Below are 20,437 nucleotides of genomic sequence, written 5' to 3'. Positions count from 1 at the left end.
TCTTAGTGCGGGTACTTATACGACAAATATATACAAATAATTTAACTTGTAATATTTCTTATTAAAAAAAGAAATATTACATTTGCTACCCAGTAAAAAATATGATACAAAGAATACAATCTATATATTTATTAATTGCAGCAGTTATTTCTGGTGGTTTAACATTTATTGTTAGCCTTTGGACGAATGCAAAAGCAACTACTATCTTTAGTATGGATTTATTTTCTGGAGTTTCTATGTTTGAAAAAATGACTCCAATTTTATTTTTTATTTCAGCTCTATTATCATTGGTAACTATATTTTTATTTAAAAATCGTCAGTTACAATTTGTTTTAGGGCGCTTAAACATATTGATAAACCTTTTTTTATTAGTATTGTTGATATATCTATCACAAACATTATCTGGAGAAGCTTTAGTTTCTGAGAAAGGTATTGGGATGTTCTTCCCTATCATTGTTATTTTGCTACTAGTTATAGCAAATAAAGCCATTAAGAAGGACGAAGATCTTGTAAAATCTGTAGATAGATTACGATAAGCCTAACATCTTAGTATATTTAGTGCGAAAAAACCGAGATATTTATCTCGGTTTTTTATTTTTGTTCACATTCGTTTTTCACTTCTCTTCTTTTAAAATGTTAAAGAAATGTTAACGAAATTAGGGTTAACCCTAATTTACTAGGGATAACCCTTAGAGCACGATTAGGGTTATTGGGTATTGTACACAATCCTTTTATACTATAGATTTGTAAATGTAACAACTATGAATTACAAGATTAAAGTTCACATAGCGGATGACCACAAAATCTTAATAGATGGAGTTATCGCTTTATTAAATACTGAAGATGACATTGAAGTTGAAGGTTATTCTTTAACTGGTAGGCAAGTAGTTGACTGGTCTAAAAAAAACAAAGCTGATGTTTTAGTTTTAGACATTAACATGCCAGAGATGGACGGCATTGAAGTTTTAAAAACGTTTAAGCAACGTAATACAAACATTAAAACAATTATACTATCTAGCTTAAGCGATCCTAAATTAGTACAAGAAATGGTATTACTAGGCGCTTCTGGATTTGTCGATAAAAGCTGTGCTAGCGATCATATTATTGATGCAGTTAAATCAGTTCATAATGGTGTACAGTATTTTAGTGATGATGTTAAGAGTAGGCTTTTAGATTTATATGTTACAGAATCTAAAGTTGACGAGCCAGAATTAACACATGGAGACCTAACTGAAAGAGAAGTAGAAGTTTTAAAGCAAATTGCTTTAGAAAAAAGCTCTTCAGAGATTGCAGAATATCTGCTAGTAAGTATTAAAACGGTTGAAACATACCGAAGAAGTTTATATAAAAAATTAAAAGTAAAAAATGTAGTAGGTTTAGCGATGTACGCTGTGAAAAACAATATAGTATAGCAATCCCTTCAAGTAGTTTTCTTTAATCCCCCGTGCGAAGAAAAAGGTCCCCCGAAAGTCTATACAATATAAAGTACATCGCTATTTCTTATTAAACACATAAAAAAGTAGGTTTAGCGGTGTACGCGTTAATATTAACATAGAATAGAAAAACCCTTCATTTTGTTTTCTTTATCCCCTATAATGAGAACGCATCTCATTAAAAGTCTATCCTATAGTACATCGCTATTATACCTAAACTAAATTTTAAACCTATAACAATTCAAACAATAAATCATGAAAAAATTAGCTCCTTATTTCCTAGTTTTCAGTATAATTTTCACTTCATGTTCATCAAACGAAAATGAAGTTTTAGAAGATACACAAGAGAAATTATTACAATCATATACTCTTAAAAGAGATGCCAACGGTGCATATTCTATTGATTTTAATACCACAAACAATACAGATGTAACTGCGATAAAAAATACAGATAACTCTAACGAGATTATTTTATCTGAAGTAAACCATAAAACTGCAGTTAAACACTCTAACGATTTTAACATCGAAAACGACTATTTAAAAATTGGTTTTTTAGAAGCTAACCAAGGTAAAAGAACAAAAATATCTATTGAAGATGAAAACCCTACTTTTGCTAAAGGAGTAACTGAGTTTTTAAATTCATATAGCATCACAAAAAACACAGATGGTACATTTCAACTAAAATTTAAAGTAAACGACAATGTTAATACAGATTTTGTTTACAATGAAGATATCGAAACATACGAAGTTCACTTATCAACAGGAGACTCGAAACAAAAAGATTTTTCAAGAACTATAAATCTTTCATCTGACGATTTATTAAAAATTGATTTTGTAAACCACAAATATTCAGGAAAATCAACGGAAGAAACTGCTGAAAGAAAACCAAAATTAGAGATTGGTAATGGAAACGATATTATTTAATGAGTTAGTTAAAAAATAACCTGCTTGATTTTTTTAAAAAACATAAAAAAAATTACATTTTTCGTACTACTAATTTTAATTAGTACAAAAACTCACTCTAATATTAAAAAGCCAAAAGATTTTTTTAAAAAATCTTTTGGCTATACTTTGATTAATAAAGATTCTATCTATAAAAAGAAATTCGAAAAAGCTTATAAAAAATTTAAAAGAAAAAACTATGTTGAAGCTTTAAAAAAGAGCTTGGAAATTTATGAATATAGCAAAGAAGGAAACGAAAATAAATTAGCTCATTTATCTGCTACTTTAATAGCTGACATATATGACAAAACTCATGACTATAAAAAATCTTTAGCTTACTATAAAATATCACTAGGCTATCTAAAAAAAAGTCACCCTCAAAATCTAGATGAAATTCAAAAAAAATCTGAAAATTATTATGGTAAAATTTATCTTAGGATAGGAGGTGCTTATCAGAAACTATATAGAAATATTAATATTTCTACTGATACATTAAATCATATTCAAAAGTTAAAAGATAGCGCGATTTATTTTTACAATAAACTAGAAAACCTAAATTCAATTAATAATGATTTAAAACAATATAAAGCTATTTCCTATAATAACCTTTCTAGTATATACCAAATGGATTCGCTTTTTACAAAAGCAAAAATTTATGCTAAAAAAGCTATTAATATTCATATTGAAACTGGCGATAAGATCAATCAAGCTAGATCACAAAACAACCTAGGCAGCGTATATTTATCACTTGGAGATTATAATAAAGCGAAAACTATTTATTTAAATGGTATTGAATTAATCAAAAATAATAATAGTCAAAAGGCAGTAAAATATAAAGCTAATTTATATTACAATTTGGCATGGGCAATGAGAAACTTAAAAGATTATAAAGCTTATGACTTCCAAGAACGGTACTATGAAATTGAAGATAATCTAAGAGATAATGAAGTTAGAGGTATAATTCAAGAAATTACAGCAAAACATAAAGAGAATTTAGAGCAACAAAAAATAGAACGCGTAAAAGAACAACGTAAATTATTTGAAGCACAAGAAAGTAAAACTAATATTTTATTTGGCGCATTAACTTTGCTTATACTTATTGTATCTGGTGTTGTTATATATAACTACAAACTTCGCCAGAAAAACCTACAATTAAAACTGTCTGAAAGTAACTTACTACAACAACAAAGTATTGAAAAACTTAAATCTGAGGCACATACAAAAATTTTAAATGCAGCCATTGACGGTAAAGAATCTGAAAGAAAAGAAATTGCTGAGATATTACACGATAATGTAAGTGCATTATTATCGTCAGCTAACATGCATTTGAGTGCTACAAAAAAACAGCTTCATAATAACACTCCTTCTGAGATAGAGAAAACACAAGCTATTATACTTGAAGCATCACAAAAAGTAAGAGATTTATCTCACAACTTAGTATCTTCTATTCTATTAAAATTTGGTTTAGAATATGCTATAAAAGATGTTGCTAAGAAATACTCAAATAGCGAATTAAAATTTGATGTTTCTGCAAATAATATTCACAGATATAATCAAGAATTTGAGATCAAAATATTTAATGTTATTCAAGAATTAATCAATAACATTATAAAACACAGTAAAGCTAATAATGCTGAAATTATTATAAAGGAAGAGAAGAGTCAACTAACCATTCTCGTTAAAGATGATGGGGTAGGATTTTCTACCTCATCTTCTTCTTTAAATGATGGTATTGGCTTAAATCAAATTGAAGCTCGAGTAAAAATGATGAATGGTAAATTAACTATCAATTCAGAAATTAATAATGGTGCTTCTATATTTATCTCAGTTCCTATTCAGCAACAAAAACGAGCTAGTAAGCTTTCATCGGTGAGCTAACTCAATAACTTCAAGTTTTTTTACAGCACCATTATCTAACTCAAAGCGTAACATAGTTCTTATTTTATGAAAACCATGTTTACCAGCTGCCCCAGGATTTAAATGTAATAATTTAAATTTCTCATCATATTGTACTTTTAAAATATGCGAGTGCCCACAAATAAACAGTTTAGGAATATTGCTTTTAAACTCTTCTTTTATTCTTGGCTTGTAGGCATTCGGATACCCCCCAATATGAGTTATCCACACAGATACACCTTCAACAGTAAATTTATTATCTAAAGGAAATTCAGCTCTAGCATCTTTATCATCAATATTACCGTAAACAGCTCTTAAAGGTTTATGTTTTTGTATAGTATCAGTAACATTTAAATCACCAATATCACCAGCGTGCCAAACCTCATCTGCCTGTTTTACAAATTTTAATATTTGATCATCAATAAAGCTATGCGTATCTGAAAGGAGTAGTATTTTTTTCATTAGCACAAAGCTAATCAATACTATTAAAACAATAAACCCACAACATTACATTGTGGGTTCATCTGGGGAATTATAATAAAAGGGGACTCTTATTATCTGTTTTTGAGCCGGCAAATATATAACAGATTACATACCTGCATCTTAACCTATGTTTATATTTTTAATCTTATGATTTATTTAACAAAAATTAAGAGACTTATTTAAAACTCTACTAGAGTAAACTCACAGTAAAATTTCATAATTTTGTCTTTTAAATCCCAATATCTTTTTGAAGTATTTTATAGAGTTAGCTTACAACGGAAAAAATTATCATGGTTGGCAAATACAACCTGATGCAGTTTCTGTACAAGAAAAAATTAACAAAGCTATTAGCACGGTTTTAAGAGAAGAAATTATTGTTGTTGGCGCTGGTAGAACAGACACTGGTGTGCATGCTTCGCAAATGTTTGCTCATTTTGAAACAGACAAAAACTTAGACAATAATCTTGCTTATAAATTAAATGCTATCTTACCACATGATATAGTAATTTTCAACATCAAATTAGTTCATGATGATGCTCATACTAGGTTTGATGCATTAAGTAGAAGTTATGAATATAAAATTTGGCTAGGACGTAATCCTTTTTTATTAGAAACCTCTTTGCAATTACATCATCAAAAATTAAATATTGATTTGATGAATGAAGCGGCAGCCATCTTATATGAATATGAAGATTTCGAGTGTTTTTCGAAAGTAAAAACTGATGTACATACCTTTAATTGCAACGTAACAAATGCCAAATGGGTTCTAAACAAAAACGAATTAACTTTTCATATTAGTGCCAATCGTTTTTTAAGAAATATGGTAAGAGCAATAGTAGGTACTTTAATTGATGTTGGAAAAGAGAAAATTTCTGTAGAAGATTTCAGAGCTGTTATCGAGAGTAAAAACAGAAGTAACGCAGGTACATCTGTACCCGCAAAAGGATTATTTTTAACAAAAGTAGAATACGATTATATATAGTGAGTAACGCGACAGGAAAAGCATTTGATTTTAAAATTTTTGCAAGACTTATGAGTTTTGCAAAAAAATATCGCACTAGATTTATTTTAGCAACGGTTTCTACAATTTTACTAGCGGGGTTTTCAGTACTAATTCCAGTTATTTTAATGACTGCTATTGAAGATTTCACTACCACTAAAGATGCTACAAGGCTACTCTACTTTACCATTGCAATGTTAGTAGCATTACTTATTCAAGTACTCTTTCAGTTTACCTTCATCTACTATGCTAACTGGGTGGGGCAACATATCATTAGAGATATTAGAGCCAAAACCTTCCGTAAAATCGTAGAATTTAAAATGGGTTATTTCGATAACTCATCGGTAGGTAAATTAGTTACCCGAGTAGTTTCTGATATAGAAACTATTGCTAATTTTTTTACTCAAGGGGTTTTTATGATTGTAAGTGACATCTTAAAAATGATTGTTGTTATTTTTGTGATGCTATATACAAATTGGAAGTTAGCATTAATTGCTTTAGCAATGCTACCTGTATTAATTTATGCTACAAAACTTTTTCAAATAGCTATTAAATCTACTTTTCAAGATGTTAGAAACCAAGTAGCTAATCTTAACGGATTTGTACAAGAAAGAGTAACAGGAATGAAAATCGTACAACTCTTTAATCGTGAAAAAATTGAATTTCAAAATTTTGTTGAAATAAATGATAAACATGCAAAAGCACATATTAAAACTGTGTGGTACTACTCTATCTTTTTTCCAATTGCAGAAATCTTATCATCTATAGCTATTGGTTTAATTGTTTGGTATGGTGGACTACAAGTTGTAGAGGGAGAAGCCACAAATATTGCTGTTATTATTGGTTTTATTAAAATGGCACAAATGCTATTTAGACCACTACGTCAAATCGCAGACAAATTCAACCAATTACAAATGGGAATTGTTGCTGGAGAGCGTGTTTTTGATGTTATAGATACTGAAAGCTCTATTAAAAAAACAGGTACAAAAACCACCGAAAACCTTCAAGGAAATATCAGTTTTAAAAATGTTCGCTTTAGCTATATTAAAAATGAAGAAGTTTTAAAAGGTATCAGCTTTGATGTTAATAAAGGACAGACAGTTGCTATAGTTGGAGCAACCGGAGCAGGTAAATCAACTATCATCAACCTTATAAATCGTTTTTATGAAATTGACAGTGGAGTAATTTGTGTAGATAACATTTCTGTTGAAGAATATGATATTGTTTATCTACGCAAACAAATAGGAATTGTATTACAAGATGTTTTTCTTTTTTCCGATACTATTTTAAACAACATCACCTTAAAAAACGAAGATATTACTCTTGCTCAAGTTCAAGAAGCAGCAAAACAAATAGGTATTCATGATTTTATAATGACACTCCCTAACGATTATCATTACAATGTAAAAGAAAGAGGTGCGATGTTATCTTCTGGTCAACGTCAATTAATTGCATTTCTACGTGCTTATGTTAGCAATCCAAAAGTTTTAATTTTAGATGAAGCAACATCATCAGTAGACACACATTCAGAACAAATGATTCAATATGCTACAGATAAAATCACAAAAGACAGAACTTCTATTGTAATTGCACATCGTTTAGCAACTATTAAAAAAGCTGACATGATTATTGTTATGGATAAAGGACTAATTGTTGAGCAAGGGACTCACGCTCAGCTACTACAAAAAAGTGAAGGTTATTACAGAAACTTGTATGATAAGCAATTTAGTACTGAAATTGTGTCGTAAATAATTTGTTTACAACATTCAAAATAATACATTTGTTAATTATCAATCTAAAAACTAAAAATCATAAAACGATGAAAAAAGTAATTTTATCTGTACTTGTTGTTGGAGCTTTATTAGCTACATCATGTAAAAAGGAAAAAGAAGCGACAAAAGATGCTGCTAAAGATGTGGTAGAAGCTGCTGACAAAGCTGTTGACGCTACTAAAGATGCTGCAACAAAAGTTGTAACTGATGCAGAAGCTGCTGTTGACAAAGCTGTAGATGCTGTAAAATCAGCAATCGAAGGTGTAACTATTCCTGAGTTTAAAGATCCTAAAGTTGGTGAGTATTTACAAACTTACTCTACTTATGCTAAAGATTATATCGAGGCTAAAGGTGATGTATTAAAAAATGCTGAATTAGCTAAAAAAGGTGTTGAGTTAGCTGCTAAAGGAAAAGAAATAGTTTCTACTTTAGATGCAGAAGGAGTTAAGAAATTCAACTCTGTAATGAGCGCTTTACAATCTAAAATGGCTCCTGCTAAATAATTTTAGATTTTATATAAAATAAAAAGCTCGCAATTAATTGCGAGCTTTTTTAGTTTTGACCTCTAGCTATTCTCATTAACTCAACAGACTTAATAATACTTATTTTTTCAGCCTCTAATAAATTCAAAGGATCATCTTTAAATTTATTAAGCTCTATATTCTTAGCAAAATAAGAAAACCTTTTTTCATGATGCAACTCTAAAATTAATCCAGGCAAACCACCATAACCAGCAGGCCCATAAGGAACTTTAACTTCTGGAGTAAACCACGTAACAAAATTCATATACTTACCTGAACGCTTATTAAACTCTTTTCTAGTAGCTTTTATACATTCGTAACCTTTTATTTTTTTCTTTTCTTCGGTAATCAGCCAATCATTCATTTTTTTATTATGATTGATTTGATATGTATCCCAATCTATTGTTTGTATTATAGTAGAATTCCCCTCAGCATCTTGATGACAAATATTAAAATAGCCAATTAAAATTTCAGTCATTTCAGATTTTTTTCGCTTTCTAACTAATTCCTCGTTCAACAAGCCTAAATACTCTATTTCAAAAGAAGATCTTTCCTCATTAAAAAGTAAATTAAACTTCATGTTTTCAGCATTTTCAACAATCTCTAGAATCATTGGCTTAGCGCTATTCTTAGGATTATGCAAAACAACGCTATATTCTATTTTACTTGTTTGAGAATACATTGTTAGTGAAAAAACAAAAAGTAATAGTAATATTTTTTTCATAGCTGCAATATTATTTTTATGCTGTCAAATCTTTTTGAAGCTTTTTAAATAACTCTTCTGGTGTTTTATACAATACAAACTCACCATTATTTATATACGATATTTCACCCGTTTCTTCTGATACTAATAAACAAACAGCATCTGTTTTTTCAGTAACTCCAATCGCAGCTCTATGTCGTAAACCAAATCGCGCAGGAATCTTCGTACTGTTAGAAACTGGTAACACAACACGAGTGGCAATAATATAGTTATCTCGTATTACAGTTGCCCCGTCATGTAACGGACTGTTTTTATAAAAAATGCTTTCTATAATTGCTTCGGTTACTAATGCATTCATTTTATCTCCCGAACCTACTAAAAAATCAAGGTTATTTGTTTTTTCTATAACCAACAACGCTCCTGTACGAGTTTTAGACATACTCGTACATGCTTTTAAAATCGTTTCGATATCAATTTCTGAATTGATCTCAGATTGCAAAAACTTAATTTGATTTAAAAAACCTCTTTTCGATGAAAAGTTGGTCGTTCCAATCATTAATAAAAATTTCCTGATTTCTTGTTGAAATACAATAATCAAGGCGATAACTCCACCTGATAAAAGATATCCTAAAATACCACTTAGCATTTCCATATGAAGTGCTTGCGTTATTTTCCAAATTAAAAAAATTAGTGCAATTCCAATAACAATATTAATAGCTACCGTTCCTTTTAACAACTTGTATATATAATATAGTAAAACAGCAACTAAAATAATATCAAGTACATCGAGAAAAGTAAAATTGATAAAATCTAAATTCATTAAATCTTTGAAGTTTTAGTAAATGTAATCATTTTTAAAATAATTGATTCACAATAGTAACTGCCTCAACTGCTTCTTTTACATCATGTACTCTTAAAATATTTGTTCCGTTTAACAGAGCAATTGTATTTGCAACTGTAGTAGCATTTAAAGCTTCTTTTGCTGAAATGCCTAAAACATTATACAACATCGATTTTCTAGAAACTCCAGTTAATATTGGAACATCTAAGCTTTTAAACAATTGTAATTTATTCAACAATTCGTAATTGTGTTCAGTAGTTTTTCCAAAGCCAAAACCTACATCAATAATTACATCGTTTACTTTTAAGACTCTAAGTTTAAAAATTTGATCCGCAAAAAAAGAAATTACTTCTTTAGTTACATCTTTATAAACTGGATTCTTTTGCATGTTTTGAGGAGTTCCTTGCATATGCATCATAATATATGGCACTTGTAATTTCGCAACAATATTAAACATTGCTTCATCCATTGTACCACCTGAAATATCATTAACTATGGCTGCTCCATGATTTATTGTTTCTTCCACTACTCTACTTCGAAAACTATCAACAGAAATCAATATTTCTGGAAACTTATTCATCAACAAATCAATTACTGGAACAATTCGTTGCAACTCTTCTTCTTCTGAAATATGCTTTGCACCAGGACGAGACGAATACGCTCCTACATCAATAAAAGTTGCTCCTTCTTTTAGCATCTTTTCTGTTTGATTTAAAATATCAGTTGCATCTTTATATTTCCCTCCATCAAAAAAAGAATCTGGGGTTATATTTAAAATCCCCATAACTTTAGGAGTTGCGAGGTCTATTAAGCTTCCTTTACAATTAATCGTCATTATAATAAATTTCCAAGTAAAAATAAACGAAAAGCTTTTAATATTTACTATTTTTGGTCGATTACTTTTAAATAAAAAAGATGCAAAACACATCCAAACAATACGATGCAGTAGTAGTAGAATGTAGAAGTTTGTTTATTAAAAAAATGAGTGACTATGGTAGTGCATGGAGAATTTTAAGGCTTCCATCATTAACAGATCAAATATTTATAAAAGCGCAACGCATACGTCAATTACAAGAAAACACTGAACGTAAAGTTGATGAAGGAGATAAATCAGAGTTTATTGGTATTATCAACTATTCTATCATGGCTTTAATTCAACTAGAATTAGGCGTAGTAGAACAGCCAGATTTAAATACTGATGAAGCTACTTTACTATACGATAAGCATTCAAAAATCACCAAAGAGTTAATGAAAAACAAAAACCATGACTATGGTGAAGCGTGGAGAGACATGAGAATTTCGTCTTTAACCGATTTAATTCTTCAAAAATTACTTCGTGTTAAACAAATTGAAGATAATCAAGGAAAAACAATCGTTTCAGAAGGAATAGATGCAAATTATCAAGATATGATTAATTATGCTATTTTTGCTCTGATTCATCATTCAGAATTAGACAGTTAACCTAAAACCCCTAAAAGATTATGTTGAAAATATTAACCCACATATCGAGAGTACTAGTAGGTCTTTTATTTATCTACTCAGGATTTGTAAAATTAGTAGACCCTATTGGTTCTCAGTACAAGTTTCAAGAATATTTTAGCGAAGGTGTATTAAATATGGAATTTCTAATTCCTTATACTTTACCATTTGCTATTCTATTGATTGTTTCGGAATTAGTTTTAGGCGTAATGCTTTTAGTAGGTTTTAAACCAAAATTTACAGTTTGGAGTTTGTTTAGCTTAAACTTAATATTCTTATTCTTAACGTGGTATTCTTACACCTATAACAAAGTAACCGATTGTGGTTGTTTTGGAGACGCATTAAAATTAACACCTAAAGAAACATTTTACAAGAATGTAGTATTTATGGTATTTATTATCATTTTAATTTTAGGATTAAAATATATTAAACCTTTAATTTCTGACAAAGTAGCTTCATTAAGTACATACGTGTCAATATTTTTATCATTATTGGTTACCTATTATGTTTTACAACATTTACCAATTATTGATTTTAGAGCGTACTCAATAGGTACAAATATTGCTGAAGGAATGGCATATCAAGAAGGGAGCGACGAAGTTCCTCCAATTCACGATTTCATGATTGAAACTGATGATGGAGATAAATTAGAGGACATGTTAACAAAAGATAAAGCAATGCTTATCATGCTTTATAACTTTGAAAAAATGGATAAAGATGGCTTACCAGCAGTTACTAAAGTAGCTGCAGATGCTAAAGCAAAAGGATATGAAGTATATGTTTTAACAGCTTCTTACATTGAAGACTTAACTGCAACTCAAAAAGAGTTTAACCTACCATACACTTTTGGTTTTTGTGATGAAACAGCATTAAAAACAGCTATTAGAGCTAATCCTGGAATTATGACCGTAGAAAAAGGAACTATTGTTGGAAAATGGAATTGGACGGACGCAGATGATGTTATTTTAAAATAACATCTTTTTAAACATAAAAAATCCCTGATAAATTAATTTATCAGGGATTTTTGTTTTCAACCAATAAATTTAAAATCTGTATTTTTACAATACAACCAAATTAACCAAATCATGAAATTCATTAAATATTTATTACTAATAATAGTTGCTTTAATTATTATCGGTCTTATATACGTAAGTACGTATTCTAGCAATTACGATGTTAAACGAAGTAAAATAATTAACACTCCAATAGCACATGCTTTCAACACTGTAAACGATTTAAAGACTTGGGAGAAATGGGGTCCTTGGCATGATGAAGACAGTACAATTGTAGTAACATATGGCGACAAAACAGTAGGTGTTGGTGCTTCTGATAGCTGGACTAGTAAAGATGGACCAGGTAAAATGGAAACTGTCGATGTGGTAGAAAATAAATCTATAGCTCAAAAAATATCTTTTATGGATAATGAACCTGGAGATATTTATTGGAACTTTGAAGAAGTACCAGAAGGAACTAAAGTAACTTGGGGTATGAAAGCAGATAATTCTCCTTTTATGTTTAAAATGTTCGCTGCTATGTCCGGTGGATGGGACAATATGCTAGGACCTATGGAAGAACAAGGTCTTAACAATTTAGAAAGAGTGCTTTTAGAAACAGCTCCAAAAACACCAAAATTTACTTTAGGAGATATTTCAACTAAAGAACTGCCAGCAAAAACATTTATTGGTTACCCACATAAAATTAAAATAGACCACGAAGAAATGACCCGTTTATTTATGAAAGACATGCCTAAAGCTGGAATGTATGCTATGAAAAGTGGCTTAAAGAAAGGAGACTTTACTCCTGGATCTGTTTATTCAAAATACGATGAAACTTCTGGTGAAACAGAGTTTTACATTGGTCTTTTATTAAATAAGGACATTACTCCAGATAAAGCTATGGAGGTGATTAAATTACCAGCTAGTAATAGTGTTATGATTTCAAAGTTCGGAAATTATGGAGATGGAGATTATGACGCTCATATGAAAATTGCTACTTATTTAGAAGAAAACAAGCTAACTCAAAAATGGCCAATTTGGGAGTTATATGTTAATGACCCCACAAAAGTAAAACCAGAAGAAATTCAAACTGACATTTATTATCCAATAAACTAAACACAAAACTATATATTTTAAAACCTCACACTATTCGTGAGGTTTTATTATTTTAGCATATCTATGAAACAATTACTACTCGTTTTTATTGGTGGTGGAACTGGAAGCATCTTACGATACCTCGTCGGTAAATTCTTAAACAATTCTGAAACAGGAATTCCTTACGGAACATTTACTGCCAATATTTTAGGTAGTTTGCTTATTGGAATTATTTTAGGGTTAGCTGCTAAAAACGAAAATTTAACCCAAGATCACACATTATTATTGGCTACAGGGTTTTGTGGAGGTTTCACTACTTTTTCAACATTCGCTTACGAAAATCATATCTTTTTAAAATCAGGAGATTTTACTTCTTTCGCTTTTTACACAATTGCTAGTTTCATCTTTGGTTTTTTAGCTGTTTTCGCAGGAATCTATCTTATTAAATTTATTTAAAACATGAACGAATTAATTCAATATACCTCAACAGACATTTACGCAATCATTACAATTAATAACGGAAAAGCAAATGCTATTTCTCATGAAGTAGTTGACGCTTTAAACGAAGCTTTCAACAAGGCTGAACAAGAACAAAAAGTGGTAATATTAACTGGACAACCAGGAATATTCTCTGCTGGATACGATTTAAAAAGCATGACCGCATCTGCTGAATCTGCTTTAGAATTAGTTACTAAAGGATCTAAATTATCACACAGAATGTTATCTTTTCCATATCCTATAGTTGTAGCTTGTACTGGGCACGCTATTGCAAAAGGCGCATTTTTATTACTTTCTGCTGATTATAGACTAGGTACAGAAGGTGAATTTAAAATTGGATTAAACGAAGTTATGATTGGAATGACGATGCACAATGCTGGAATTGAAATTGCAAAAAGTCGCTTATCTCCCGTATATTTTGAACGCAGTGTAAATAACTCAGAAATATATAATCCTAAAGATGCTGTAACTGCTGGGTTTTTAGATAAAATTGTTCCTGAAACTCATTTATTACCAACTGCAATTAAAATAGCTGAAATGTTTTCGAAACTGAACAAGAAAGCACACGCCGAAACCAAATTAAAAGTTAGAAAACCATATTTAGATGCCTTATCAAAAGCTATAGAATCAGATATAAAAGAGGGATTAAATCCTCCATCATAAAATAAAAATCCTGCAAATGCAGGATTTTTATTTTTTGTAAGCCATTACCCCTGCTTTAATTTCGGTATCTAAATAATTATCTCTTGGAGTAATTGGACAAGAATACCGATCGCTATACGCACAATATGGATTGTACGCTTTATTAAAATCTATCGTGATTGTTCCGTCCTCATTTTCATCAGTAGTTAACACATCAATAAATCTTCCGCCGCTATAAGATGTTTTTCCATTTGTATTATCTAAAAAAGGCAAAAATAAATTATCAATATATTGAGGTTTCGGGTTCTCATCTTGATAAATAGCTAATTCAAATTCTTTTCCATCAATCGTAAAAGATACCATTCCATATTTTTTATAAACAGCAATTCTATCTGTTGTTGTTGGAAAATTAAATGTTGGTGCATCTGGTGTTTTAACCAACTTAGCTTTTACTTTAAACTTATTATTTATAGGAAAGAAATCCAATCCTCTAAATTTCTTTAGCCCTTTTTTGGTTAATGGTGATTTAGAAGCATCTTTAAATTTTGTATTCATTTCAATCTGAAAATCAGACTCACCTATTATTGCTTTCTTTTTTTGTCCTTCACAAGATTGCAATATTAATATTAGTGCTAATAAAATCAACTTTCTCATACAACTTCTATATTTTTTTATAGGATTCAAAAATACTGTATTCTCAGTAATTTCCTATTAATAGGTGAAAATTCAACAACAAAACCAACTCTAAATGTTAATATTCTACTAATAAATTTGATATCATAATAAAAAATCTATATATTTAAACTATAGATTAAGTCTATAATTGGCTGAAAAAGTAAAAATTAGCTTTCAAAAGTACCATATAATTAAAATTTATAAATAAATAAAACAATTTGATTGATTTATTATAGGTTAAATGAAAGATTAATATATATTTGTCGCCCCAATTAATTTATAGGGTGTAGATCTTTTTAATCAGAATCAATTACCAGACTCAATTAAAAAAGACAATTAATTAAAAATAGTGATATTTTATGAGTGCAGAATTAATTAGTAAAGCAGACGAATTTGAAAACAGAAAATTCAAATTTGTTACTACTAGTGATAGAATATTAGCCTCTAGAGAAGTGAAAGCTTTAATATTAGAGATAAACGAAGTGTATAAAGAAACGAAAGATAGCGCTTTAATGGACGCTATGAAACGTTTAACAGTTGTTAAACAAAGAATTGAAAAGCGTTTAAAAGGAAAACCTTTAACCGCTTAAGTATACTAAACGCAATTATATTTCGTTTAAAAACCAACAAGAGTAATTTTTTCATCAACTATTATTCTTTATAATATTTATTCTTGATAAAAGTTCTAGGAAAAACCTAGAACTTTTTCTTTTTTAAAAACAATATTAAAGAACCTGTTTTCACAAAAAATATCATTTTAGAACATTAACAAACCTAAATCAGCACTCTTTAATTAACTATTTTCAAAAAAAATAAATTTTATTTAACCGAATAAACCATTGTAATATTTTATATTTCAAACACTTAAAAAAACACTCAAAATCCAACCTTAAAAAAAATTAAAAAAGTTTTTGGCAATTTTAAAAAACATTATATATTTGCCACGCTTTAAAAGCAAAGGCCGATGTAGCTCAGCTGGCTAGAGCAGCTGATTTGTAATCAGCAGGTCGGAGGTTCGAGTCCTCTCATCGGCTCAAAATAAAAAGCGCTAACTTAAGTTAGCGCTTTTTTTGTGCACTTATTTTCCTAAATTTGTCAAACATTATTTCTTACTTACAACTTAATGAAAAATATATTTGTTATCGGTATTGCCGGAGGAACTGGAAGCGGAAAAACAACCGTGGTTAACCAAATAATTAACGAACTTCCTCAAGACGAAGTATGTGTTATTTCACAAGACTCATATTATAGTGAAACGAACGACTTAAGTTACGACGAACGTACTAAGATAAACTTCGACCATCCGAGAGCTATCGATTTCGATTTGTTGGTTAAACATTTAACCGAATTAAAAAACGGTAATATAATTGAGCAACCCGTATATTCTTTCGTTGCACATAACAGAACCAAAGACACGATAAAAACACACCCTCGTAAAGTTATTATTATCGAAGGTATTTTAATATTTAACAGTAAAGAATTAAGAAACCTTTGCGACATTAAAGTTTTTGTACATGCTGATGCAGATGAACGATTAATAAGACGTGTGCGTAGAGATATTAAAGAACGTGGTAGAGATATTGATGAAGTTTTAAGCCGCTACCAAAGCACTCTAAAACCAATGCATCAACAATTTATTGAACCAACTAAAAATTACGCAGATATTATTATCCCTAACGATCGATACAATACGGTAGCTATCGATATTGTTAGAACAGTAATTAACGATCGTTTATAAAATGAATTTAAAATCAATAAAAAATAAGCCTTCTTTTAAAATAGCAACAAACATTTATGTTATTATCTTAACGGTATTTGTTGTTTGGATGCTTTTTTTTGATGAAAATTCTTATCTTACTCATAGAGAGTTTAACAAAGAAATAAACGAACTAGAAACTTGGATCGATTATCATAAAGAAAAAATAAAGACTGATAAAGAAACCATACAAAAACTTCAAGACTCTTTGCAATTAGAACGTTATGCACGTGAAAAATACTTGATGAAAAAAGAGAACGAAGATATTTATATTATCGAATTTGATACCATTAAAAAGTAATGAGCAATTTTTTATTTGATGAATTCAACAAAGTAAGTGCTGCAGCATGGAAACAAAAAATCCAAGTAGATCTTAAAGGCGCTGATTACAACGACACTTTACTTTGGAAAACCGACGAAGGTATTACCGTTAAACCTTTTTACACTAAAGAAGATAAAACGAATACAAAAGTAAATACTCCTAAAAAAGGATTCAACATCTGTCAATCTATTTTTGTTGAAGAGGAAGAAAAAGCAAACTCATTTGCTATAGACTCTTTAAATAGAGGTGCCAAATCGATAGAATTTAAAGCTAAAAACAAATTCAATTACCAAGTTCTTTTAAAAAATATAGATACCAAAAACATTATACTATATTTTAATTTCAAATTTTTAGACGCTAGTTTTATTATTGAACTATCAAAATTTATCAATTCTAAAAATTGTTATTTTAATATTGATATCATCGGGAATTTAGCTAGAACAGGAAATTGGTATTCAAGCTTAAAAGAAGACCATAACGCTTTAGAAAAAATAGTAGATGATGTTGACAATTCAGTTTGTATCAACACCTCTATTTATCAAAATGCTGGAGCCAACATTACACAACAACTAGCTTACACACTTGCTCACGCTAATGAATATCTTAATCACTTCGGTAAAAAAGCAGCCAGTAAAATACACTTCAACTTTTCTGCAGGGGGTAATTACTTTTTTGAAATAGCAAAACTAAGAGCTTTCAGAATCTTATGGAGCGCTCTTTTAAGTGAATATGACACAAAAAATCAAGCTGTACATATTTTCACGCAACCTAGCTCAAGAAACAAAACATTATACGATTATAATGTAAACATGCTTCGTACAACATCAGAATGTATGAGTGCAATTTTAGGGGGGTCAGATACTGTAAGCAATCTTTCTTATGACGATATTTTCCATCACTCAAATGAGTTTGGAGAGCGAATTTCAAGAAATCAACTATTAATTCTACAACAAGAAAGCGAATTAGCAGAAGCGCAAAATTTTGCGGATGGCTCATATTATATAGAAGCAATCACACAACAATTAGCGCAAAATTCCCTAACTATTTTTAAACAAATAGAAAAAGGAGGTGGTTATTTAAATCAACTTAAGGAAGGCGTTATTCAGCGAAAAATTAAAGAATCTGCCGACAAAGAACAAGCTAAGTTTGATACAGGTGAAATCGTCTTATTAGGAACTAATTCGATTCAAAACGAAAATGACTCCATGAAGAACGACTTAGAGTTGTTTCCTTTCTTCAAACCAAGAAACGAACAAACTTTTGTGCTTCCAATCATTCAAAAACGTCTAGCTGAAAAGTTAGAGCAAGAACGACTAGAAAATGAGTAGAAAAGATATATCCAATATTAAGTTAGGTACTACCAGTCAAGAATCATCAGAAAAAAAGCATGAGGATTTTGTTGCAGGAATTGCTCCAAACCTACGTGGACCCTACTCTACCATGTATGTCCGTAGACCTTGGACCATTCGTCAATACGCAGGATTTTCAACAGCAGAAGAGAGTAATGCTTTTTATAGAAGAAATTTAGCTGCAGGACAAAAAGGTCTTTCTGTCGCCTTTGATTTAGCAACACATCGTGGTTACGATTCAGACCATGAACGCGTACAAGGTGATGTTGGTAAAGCGGGAGTTGCCATAGACTCAGTAGAAGACATGAAGGTATTATTCAATCAAATACCACTAGATAAAATGTCAGTTTCTATGACAATGAATGGAGCTGTTTTACCAATTCTAGCATTCTATATTGTTGCTGCTGAAGAGCAAGGAGTGGACCCAAAGTTATTAGCTGGAACAATTCAGAATGATATTCTTAAGGAGTTTATGGTGCGTAATACATACATTTACCCACCTACCCCATCTATGAAAATTATTGCGGATATTTTCAAATACACTTCTGAAAACATGCCGAAATTCAATTCAATTTCTATCTCAGGATATCACATGCAAGAAGCTGGTGCTACTGCAGAAATTGAATTAGCCTATACACTTGCTGATGGATTAGAATACATTAAAAAAGGGCTAGAAGCTGGAATGGATATTGACACATTCGCTCCTCGCCTTTCTTTTTTCTGGGCAATTGGAATGAATCATTTTATGGAAATCGCAAAAATGCGTGCTGGTAGAATGTTATGGGCTAAATTGGTAAAACAATTCAACCCTAAAAATCCAAAATCATTAGCTTTACGTACACACTGTCAAACCAGTGGTTGGTCTTTAACAGAACAAGATCCTTTTAACAACGTAGCTCGCACAACTATTGAAGCCATGGCTGCCGCTTTTGGGGGTACACAAAGTTTACACACCAATGCTTTAGATGAAGCGATTGCATTACCAACAGATTTCTCAGCTCGTATTGCTCGTAACACTCAGATATATCTACAACAGGAAACTCATATTACCAAAACAGTAGACCCTTGGGCTGGTAGTTACCATGTAGAACAGCTAACAGAAGATATTACCAATAAAGCTTGGAAGCTAATTAAAGAAGTAGAAGAATTAGGAGGAATGACCAAAGCTATTGAAAAGGGAATTCCTAAAATGCGTATTGAAGAAGCTGCTGCAAAAAAACAAGCGAAGATTGATAGTGGTCAAGATGTAATTGTAGGTGTTAATAAATATCAACTAGAACAAGAAGACCCATTACATATTTTAGAAGTTGACAATGAAGCTGTGCGTCAATCACAAATAGATCGATTAAACGATTTAAAATCAAAAAGAAATCAAGACATTGTTTTTAAATCTTTAGAAGATTTAACCAATTTTGCAAAATCGGGTGAAGGAAATTTATTAGATTTAGCTGTAAAAGCAGCAAGAAACAGAGCTACTTTAGGTGAAATTTCTGACGCTTTAGAAACTGTTTTTGGAAGACATAAAGCTGTTCATAAAACCATATCTGGCGTGTATAGTAAAGAAATAAAAGACGATAAATTATTTAAAAAAGCTACTGAATTAGCAGATAAATTTGCTGATCTAGAAGGACGTCGACCACGTATTATGATTGCCAAACTCGGGCAAGACGGTCATGATCGTGGTGCTAAAGTTGTAGCAACAGGTTATGCAGACTTAGGTTTTGATGTAGATATAGGTCCTTTATTTCAAACACCAATTGAAGCAACAAAACAAGCTATTGAAAATGATGTCCATATTTTAGGAATATCGTCTTTGGCAGCCGGTCACAAAACACTAGTTCCTCAAGTAATTGCTGAATTAAAAAAGTACGGGCGTGAAGACATTATGGTTATTGTTGGAGGTGTAATTCCTGCACAAGATTACCAGTTTTTATTTGACGCTGGTGCAGTAGGTGTTTTTGGTCCAGGAACTAAGATTGCCCAAGCAGCCATTGACATGTTAACTATTTTAATTGATAGCACTGAAGAATAGTAA

At 30.5% G+C, this 20,437-nt stretch carries 22 protein-coding genes and 1 tRNA gene; 18 read left to right on the top strand and 5 right to left on the bottom strand.

Features of this window, described 5'->3' with window-relative positions:
• Positions 1-101: 101 nt before the first annotated feature.
• The 4 genes from H3Z83_RS07425 (at position 102) to H3Z83_RS07410 (ending at position 4,253) form a co-directional block, all read left to right on the top strand.
• Entirely contained in the window at positions 102-536 is a 435-nt protein-coding gene (locus H3Z83_RS07425; RefSeq protein WP_182124849.1) for a DUF4293 domain-containing protein, read from the top strand.
• Between the two features lie 225 nt (positions 537-761).
• A complete protein-coding gene (locus H3Z83_RS07420; RefSeq protein ID WP_182124848.1) occupies positions 762-1,412 on the top strand; it encodes a response regulator transcription factor in 651 nt (216 codons plus the stop codon).
• A gap of 276 nt (positions 1,413-1,688) precedes the next feature.
• Positions 1,689-2,357: a hypothetical protein gene (locus H3Z83_RS07415; RefSeq protein ID WP_182124847.1), complete on the top strand. Its 669-nt coding sequence runs from the start codon at positions 1,689-1,691 to the stop codon at positions 2,355-2,357.
• A 24-nt stretch (positions 2,358-2,381) separates the two neighbouring features.
• On the top strand, positions 2,382-4,253 hold the full coding sequence (locus tag H3Z83_RS07410) for a tetratricopeptide repeat-containing sensor histidine kinase (RefSeq protein ID WP_182124846.1): 1,872 nt from the start codon (positions 2,382-2,384) through the stop codon (positions 4,251-4,253).
• On the opposite strand, the gene H3Z83_RS07405 is transcribed toward H3Z83_RS07410, so the two are convergent.
• Complete coding sequence (locus H3Z83_RS07405; protein ID WP_182124845.1) at positions 4,239-4,733, bottom strand: metallophosphoesterase family protein; 495 nt, start codon at positions 4,731-4,733, stop codon at positions 4,239-4,241. The genes H3Z83_RS07410 and H3Z83_RS07405 overlap by 15 nt on opposite strands.
• A gap of 268 nt (positions 4,734-5,001) precedes the next feature.
• Between H3Z83_RS07405 and truA the strand changes: the two genes are divergently transcribed.
• The 3 genes from truA (at position 5,002) to H3Z83_RS07390 (ending at position 8,029) form a co-directional block, all read left to right on the top strand.
• A complete protein-coding gene (gene truA / locus H3Z83_RS07400; protein ID WP_182124844.1) occupies positions 5,002-5,736 on the top strand; it encodes a tRNA pseudouridine(38-40) synthase TruA in 735 nt (244 codons plus the stop codon).
• A 50-nt stretch (positions 5,737-5,786) separates the two neighbouring features.
• Positions 5,787-7,502 carry an ABC transporter ATP-binding protein gene (locus H3Z83_RS07395; protein ID WP_220455455.1) on the top strand — a complete coding sequence of 572 codons (1,716 nt, stop codon included), beginning with the start codon at positions 5,787-5,789 and terminating at the stop codon, positions 7,500-7,502.
• A gap of 71 nt (positions 7,503-7,573) precedes the next feature.
• Positions 7,574-8,029, top strand: coding sequence for a hypothetical protein (locus H3Z83_RS07390; RefSeq protein WP_182124842.1), 456 nt, complete (start codon positions 7,574-7,576; stop codon positions 8,027-8,029).
• A gap of 49 nt (positions 8,030-8,078) precedes the next feature.
• Here the strand turns inward: H3Z83_RS07390 and H3Z83_RS07385 are convergent, their stop codons facing one another.
• Genes H3Z83_RS07385 through folP form a run of 3 tightly spaced genes read right to left on the bottom strand, consistent with a single transcriptional unit; the run spans position 8,079 to position 10,426 of the window.
• Complete coding sequence (locus H3Z83_RS07385; RefSeq protein ID WP_182124841.1) at positions 8,079-8,771, bottom strand: GLPGLI family protein; 693 nt, start codon at positions 8,769-8,771, stop codon at positions 8,079-8,081.
• Positions 8,772-8,787: 16 nt separating this feature from the next.
• A complete protein-coding gene (cdaA, locus tag H3Z83_RS07380) occupies positions 8,788-9,570 on the bottom strand; it encodes a diadenylate cyclase CdaA (protein WP_182124840.1) in 783 nt (260 codons plus the stop codon).
• Positions 9,571-9,604: 34 nt separating this feature from the next.
• Positions 9,605-10,426 (bottom strand): dihydropteroate synthase, encoded by an 822-nt coding sequence (gene folP / locus H3Z83_RS07375; protein ID WP_182124839.1) that lies wholly within the window; start codon positions 10,424-10,426, stop codon positions 9,605-9,607.
• A gap of 80 nt (positions 10,427-10,506) precedes the next feature.
• Between folP and H3Z83_RS07370 the strand changes: the two genes are divergently transcribed.
• The 5 genes from H3Z83_RS07370 to H3Z83_RS07350 all read left to right on the top strand — a co-directional run bounded on the left by H3Z83_RS07370 (position 10,507) and on the right by H3Z83_RS07350 (position 14,321).
• A complete protein-coding gene (locus tag H3Z83_RS07370) occupies positions 10,507-11,052 on the top strand; it encodes a DUF1599 domain-containing protein (protein WP_182124838.1) in 546 nt (181 codons plus the stop codon).
• Between the two features lie 20 nt (positions 11,053-11,072).
• Complete coding sequence (locus H3Z83_RS07365; protein ID WP_182124837.1) at positions 11,073-12,044, top strand: DoxX family protein; 972 nt, start codon at positions 11,073-11,075, stop codon at positions 12,042-12,044.
• A gap of 111 nt (positions 12,045-12,155) precedes the next feature.
• Positions 12,156-13,181 (top strand): GyrI-like domain-containing protein, encoded by a 1,026-nt coding sequence (locus H3Z83_RS07360; protein WP_182124836.1) that lies wholly within the window; start codon positions 12,156-12,158, stop codon positions 13,179-13,181.
• Between the two features lie 63 nt (positions 13,182-13,244).
• Positions 13,245-13,616 carry a fluoride efflux transporter CrcB gene (gene crcB, locus H3Z83_RS07355; RefSeq protein ID WP_182124835.1) on the top strand — a complete coding sequence of 124 codons (372 nt, stop codon included), beginning with the start codon at positions 13,245-13,247 and terminating at the stop codon, positions 13,614-13,616.
• Positions 13,617-13,619: 3 nt separating this feature from the next.
• Positions 13,620-14,321: a crotonase/enoyl-CoA hydratase family protein gene (locus H3Z83_RS07350; protein ID WP_182124834.1), complete on the top strand. Its 702-nt coding sequence runs from the start codon at positions 13,620-13,622 to the stop codon at positions 14,319-14,321.
• 27 nt (positions 14,322-14,348) lie between these two features.
• Here the strand turns inward: H3Z83_RS07350 and H3Z83_RS07345 are convergent, their stop codons facing one another.
• Positions 14,349-14,954: a DUF1684 domain-containing protein gene (locus tag H3Z83_RS07345; RefSeq protein ID WP_182124833.1), complete on the bottom strand. Its 606-nt coding sequence runs from the start codon at positions 14,952-14,954 to the stop codon at positions 14,349-14,351.
• A gap of 380 nt (positions 14,955-15,334) precedes the next feature.
• Here H3Z83_RS07345 and H3Z83_RS07340 point away from each other — a divergent pair, with 380 nt between their 5' ends.
• The 6 genes from H3Z83_RS07340 (at position 15,335) to scpA (ending at position 20,434) form a co-directional block, all read left to right on the top strand.
• Positions 15,335-15,565: a hypothetical protein gene (locus H3Z83_RS07340; RefSeq protein WP_182124832.1), complete on the top strand. Its 231-nt coding sequence runs from the start codon at positions 15,335-15,337 to the stop codon at positions 15,563-15,565.
• 370 nt (positions 15,566-15,935) lie between these two features.
• Positions 15,936-16,009 (top strand) — tRNA-Thr (locus tag H3Z83_RS07335).
• A 98-nt stretch (positions 16,010-16,107) separates the two neighbouring features.
• Positions 16,108-16,713, top strand: a complete 606-nt coding sequence (gene udk / locus H3Z83_RS07330; protein ID WP_182125158.1) for a uridine kinase — start codon at positions 16,108-16,110, stop codon at positions 16,711-16,713.
• Position 16,714: 1 nt separating this feature from the next.
• Positions 16,715-17,032 carry an FtsB family cell division protein gene (locus H3Z83_RS07325; protein ID WP_182124831.1) on the top strand — a complete coding sequence of 106 codons (318 nt, stop codon included), beginning with the start codon at positions 16,715-16,717 and terminating at the stop codon, positions 17,030-17,032.
• The gene (locus tag H3Z83_RS07320) at positions 17,032-18,381 is read left to right on the top strand and encodes a methylmalonyl-CoA mutase subunit beta (RefSeq protein WP_182124830.1); all 1,350 of its coding nucleotides are present in this window, start codon (positions 17,032-17,034) and stop codon (positions 18,379-18,381) included. Before H3Z83_RS07325 ends, H3Z83_RS07320 begins: the two co-directional genes overlap by 1 nt.
• Positions 18,374-20,434 carry a methylmalonyl-CoA mutase gene (scpA, locus tag H3Z83_RS07315; RefSeq protein ID WP_182124829.1) on the top strand — a complete coding sequence of 687 codons (2,061 nt, stop codon included), beginning with the start codon at positions 18,374-18,376 and terminating at the stop codon, positions 20,432-20,434. Before H3Z83_RS07320 ends, scpA begins: the two co-directional genes overlap by 8 nt.
• Positions 20,435-20,437: the final 3 nt, after the last annotated feature.

It is taken from the genome of Tenacibaculum pelagium (assembly GCF_014062345.1).
Taxonomy (GTDB): Bacteria; Bacteroidota; Bacteroidia; order Flavobacteriales; family Flavobacteriaceae; genus Polaribacter; species Polaribacter pelagius.
This window is presented reverse-complemented; position numbering and strand designations above follow the sequence as displayed.

Bases quoted from the DNA above. Each gene is read 5' to 3' on its own strand.
- H3Z83_RS07425 (WP_182124849.1), top strand. From the start codon at position 102: ATGATACAAAGAATACAATCTATATATTTATTAATTGCAGCAGTTATT.
- H3Z83_RS07420 (WP_182124848.1), top strand. From the start codon at position 762: ATGAATTACAAGATTAAAGTTCACATAGCGGATGACCACAAAATCTTA.
- H3Z83_RS07415 (WP_182124847.1), top strand. From the start codon at position 1,689: ATGAAAAAATTAGCTCCTTATTTCCTAGTTTTCAGTATAATTTTCACT.
- H3Z83_RS07405 (WP_182124845.1), bottom strand. From the start codon at position 4,733: ATGAAAAAAATACTACTCCTTTCAGATACGCATAGCTTTATTGATGAT.
- H3Z83_RS07395 (WP_220455455.1), top strand. From the start codon at position 5,787: ATGAGTTTTGCAAAAAAATATCGCACTAGATTTATTTTAGCAACGGTT.
- H3Z83_RS07390 (WP_182124842.1), top strand. From the start codon at position 7,574: ATGAAAAAAGTAATTTTATCTGTACTTGTTGTTGGAGCTTTATTAGCT.
- H3Z83_RS07385 (WP_182124841.1), bottom strand. From the start codon at position 8,771: ATGAAAAAAATATTACTATTACTTTTTGTTTTTTCACTAACAATGTAT.
- cdaA (WP_182124840.1), bottom strand. From the start codon at position 9,570: ATGAATTTAGATTTTATCAATTTTACTTTTCTCGATGTACTTGATATT.
- folP (WP_182124839.1), bottom strand. From the start codon at position 10,426: ATGACGATTAATTGTAAAGGAAGCTTAATAGACCTCGCAACTCCTAAA.
- H3Z83_RS07370 (WP_182124838.1), top strand. From the start codon at position 10,507: ATGCAAAACACATCCAAACAATACGATGCAGTAGTAGTAGAATGTAGA.
- H3Z83_RS07365 (WP_182124837.1), top strand. From the start codon at position 11,073: ATGTTGAAAATATTAACCCACATATCGAGAGTACTAGTAGGTCTTTTA.
- H3Z83_RS07360 (WP_182124836.1), top strand. From the start codon at position 12,156: ATGAAATTCATTAAATATTTATTACTAATAATAGTTGCTTTAATTATT.
- crcB (WP_182124835.1), top strand. From the start codon at position 13,245: ATGAAACAATTACTACTCGTTTTTATTGGTGGTGGAACTGGAAGCATC.
- H3Z83_RS07350 (WP_182124834.1), top strand. From the start codon at position 13,620: ATGAACGAATTAATTCAATATACCTCAACAGACATTTACGCAATCATT.
- H3Z83_RS07345 (WP_182124833.1), bottom strand. From the start codon at position 14,954: ATGAGAAAGTTGATTTTATTAGCACTAATATTAATATTGCAATCTTGT.
- H3Z83_RS07340 (WP_182124832.1), top strand. From the start codon at position 15,335: ATGAGTGCAGAATTAATTAGTAAAGCAGACGAATTTGAAAACAGAAAA.
- H3Z83_RS07325 (WP_182124831.1), top strand. From the start codon at position 16,715: ATGAATTTAAAATCAATAAAAAATAAGCCTTCTTTTAAAATAGCAACA.
- H3Z83_RS07320 (WP_182124830.1), top strand. From the start codon at position 17,032: ATGAGCAATTTTTTATTTGATGAATTCAACAAAGTAAGTGCTGCAGCA.
- scpA (WP_182124829.1), top strand. From the start codon at position 18,374: ATGAGTAGAAAAGATATATCCAATATTAAGTTAGGTACTACCAGTCAA.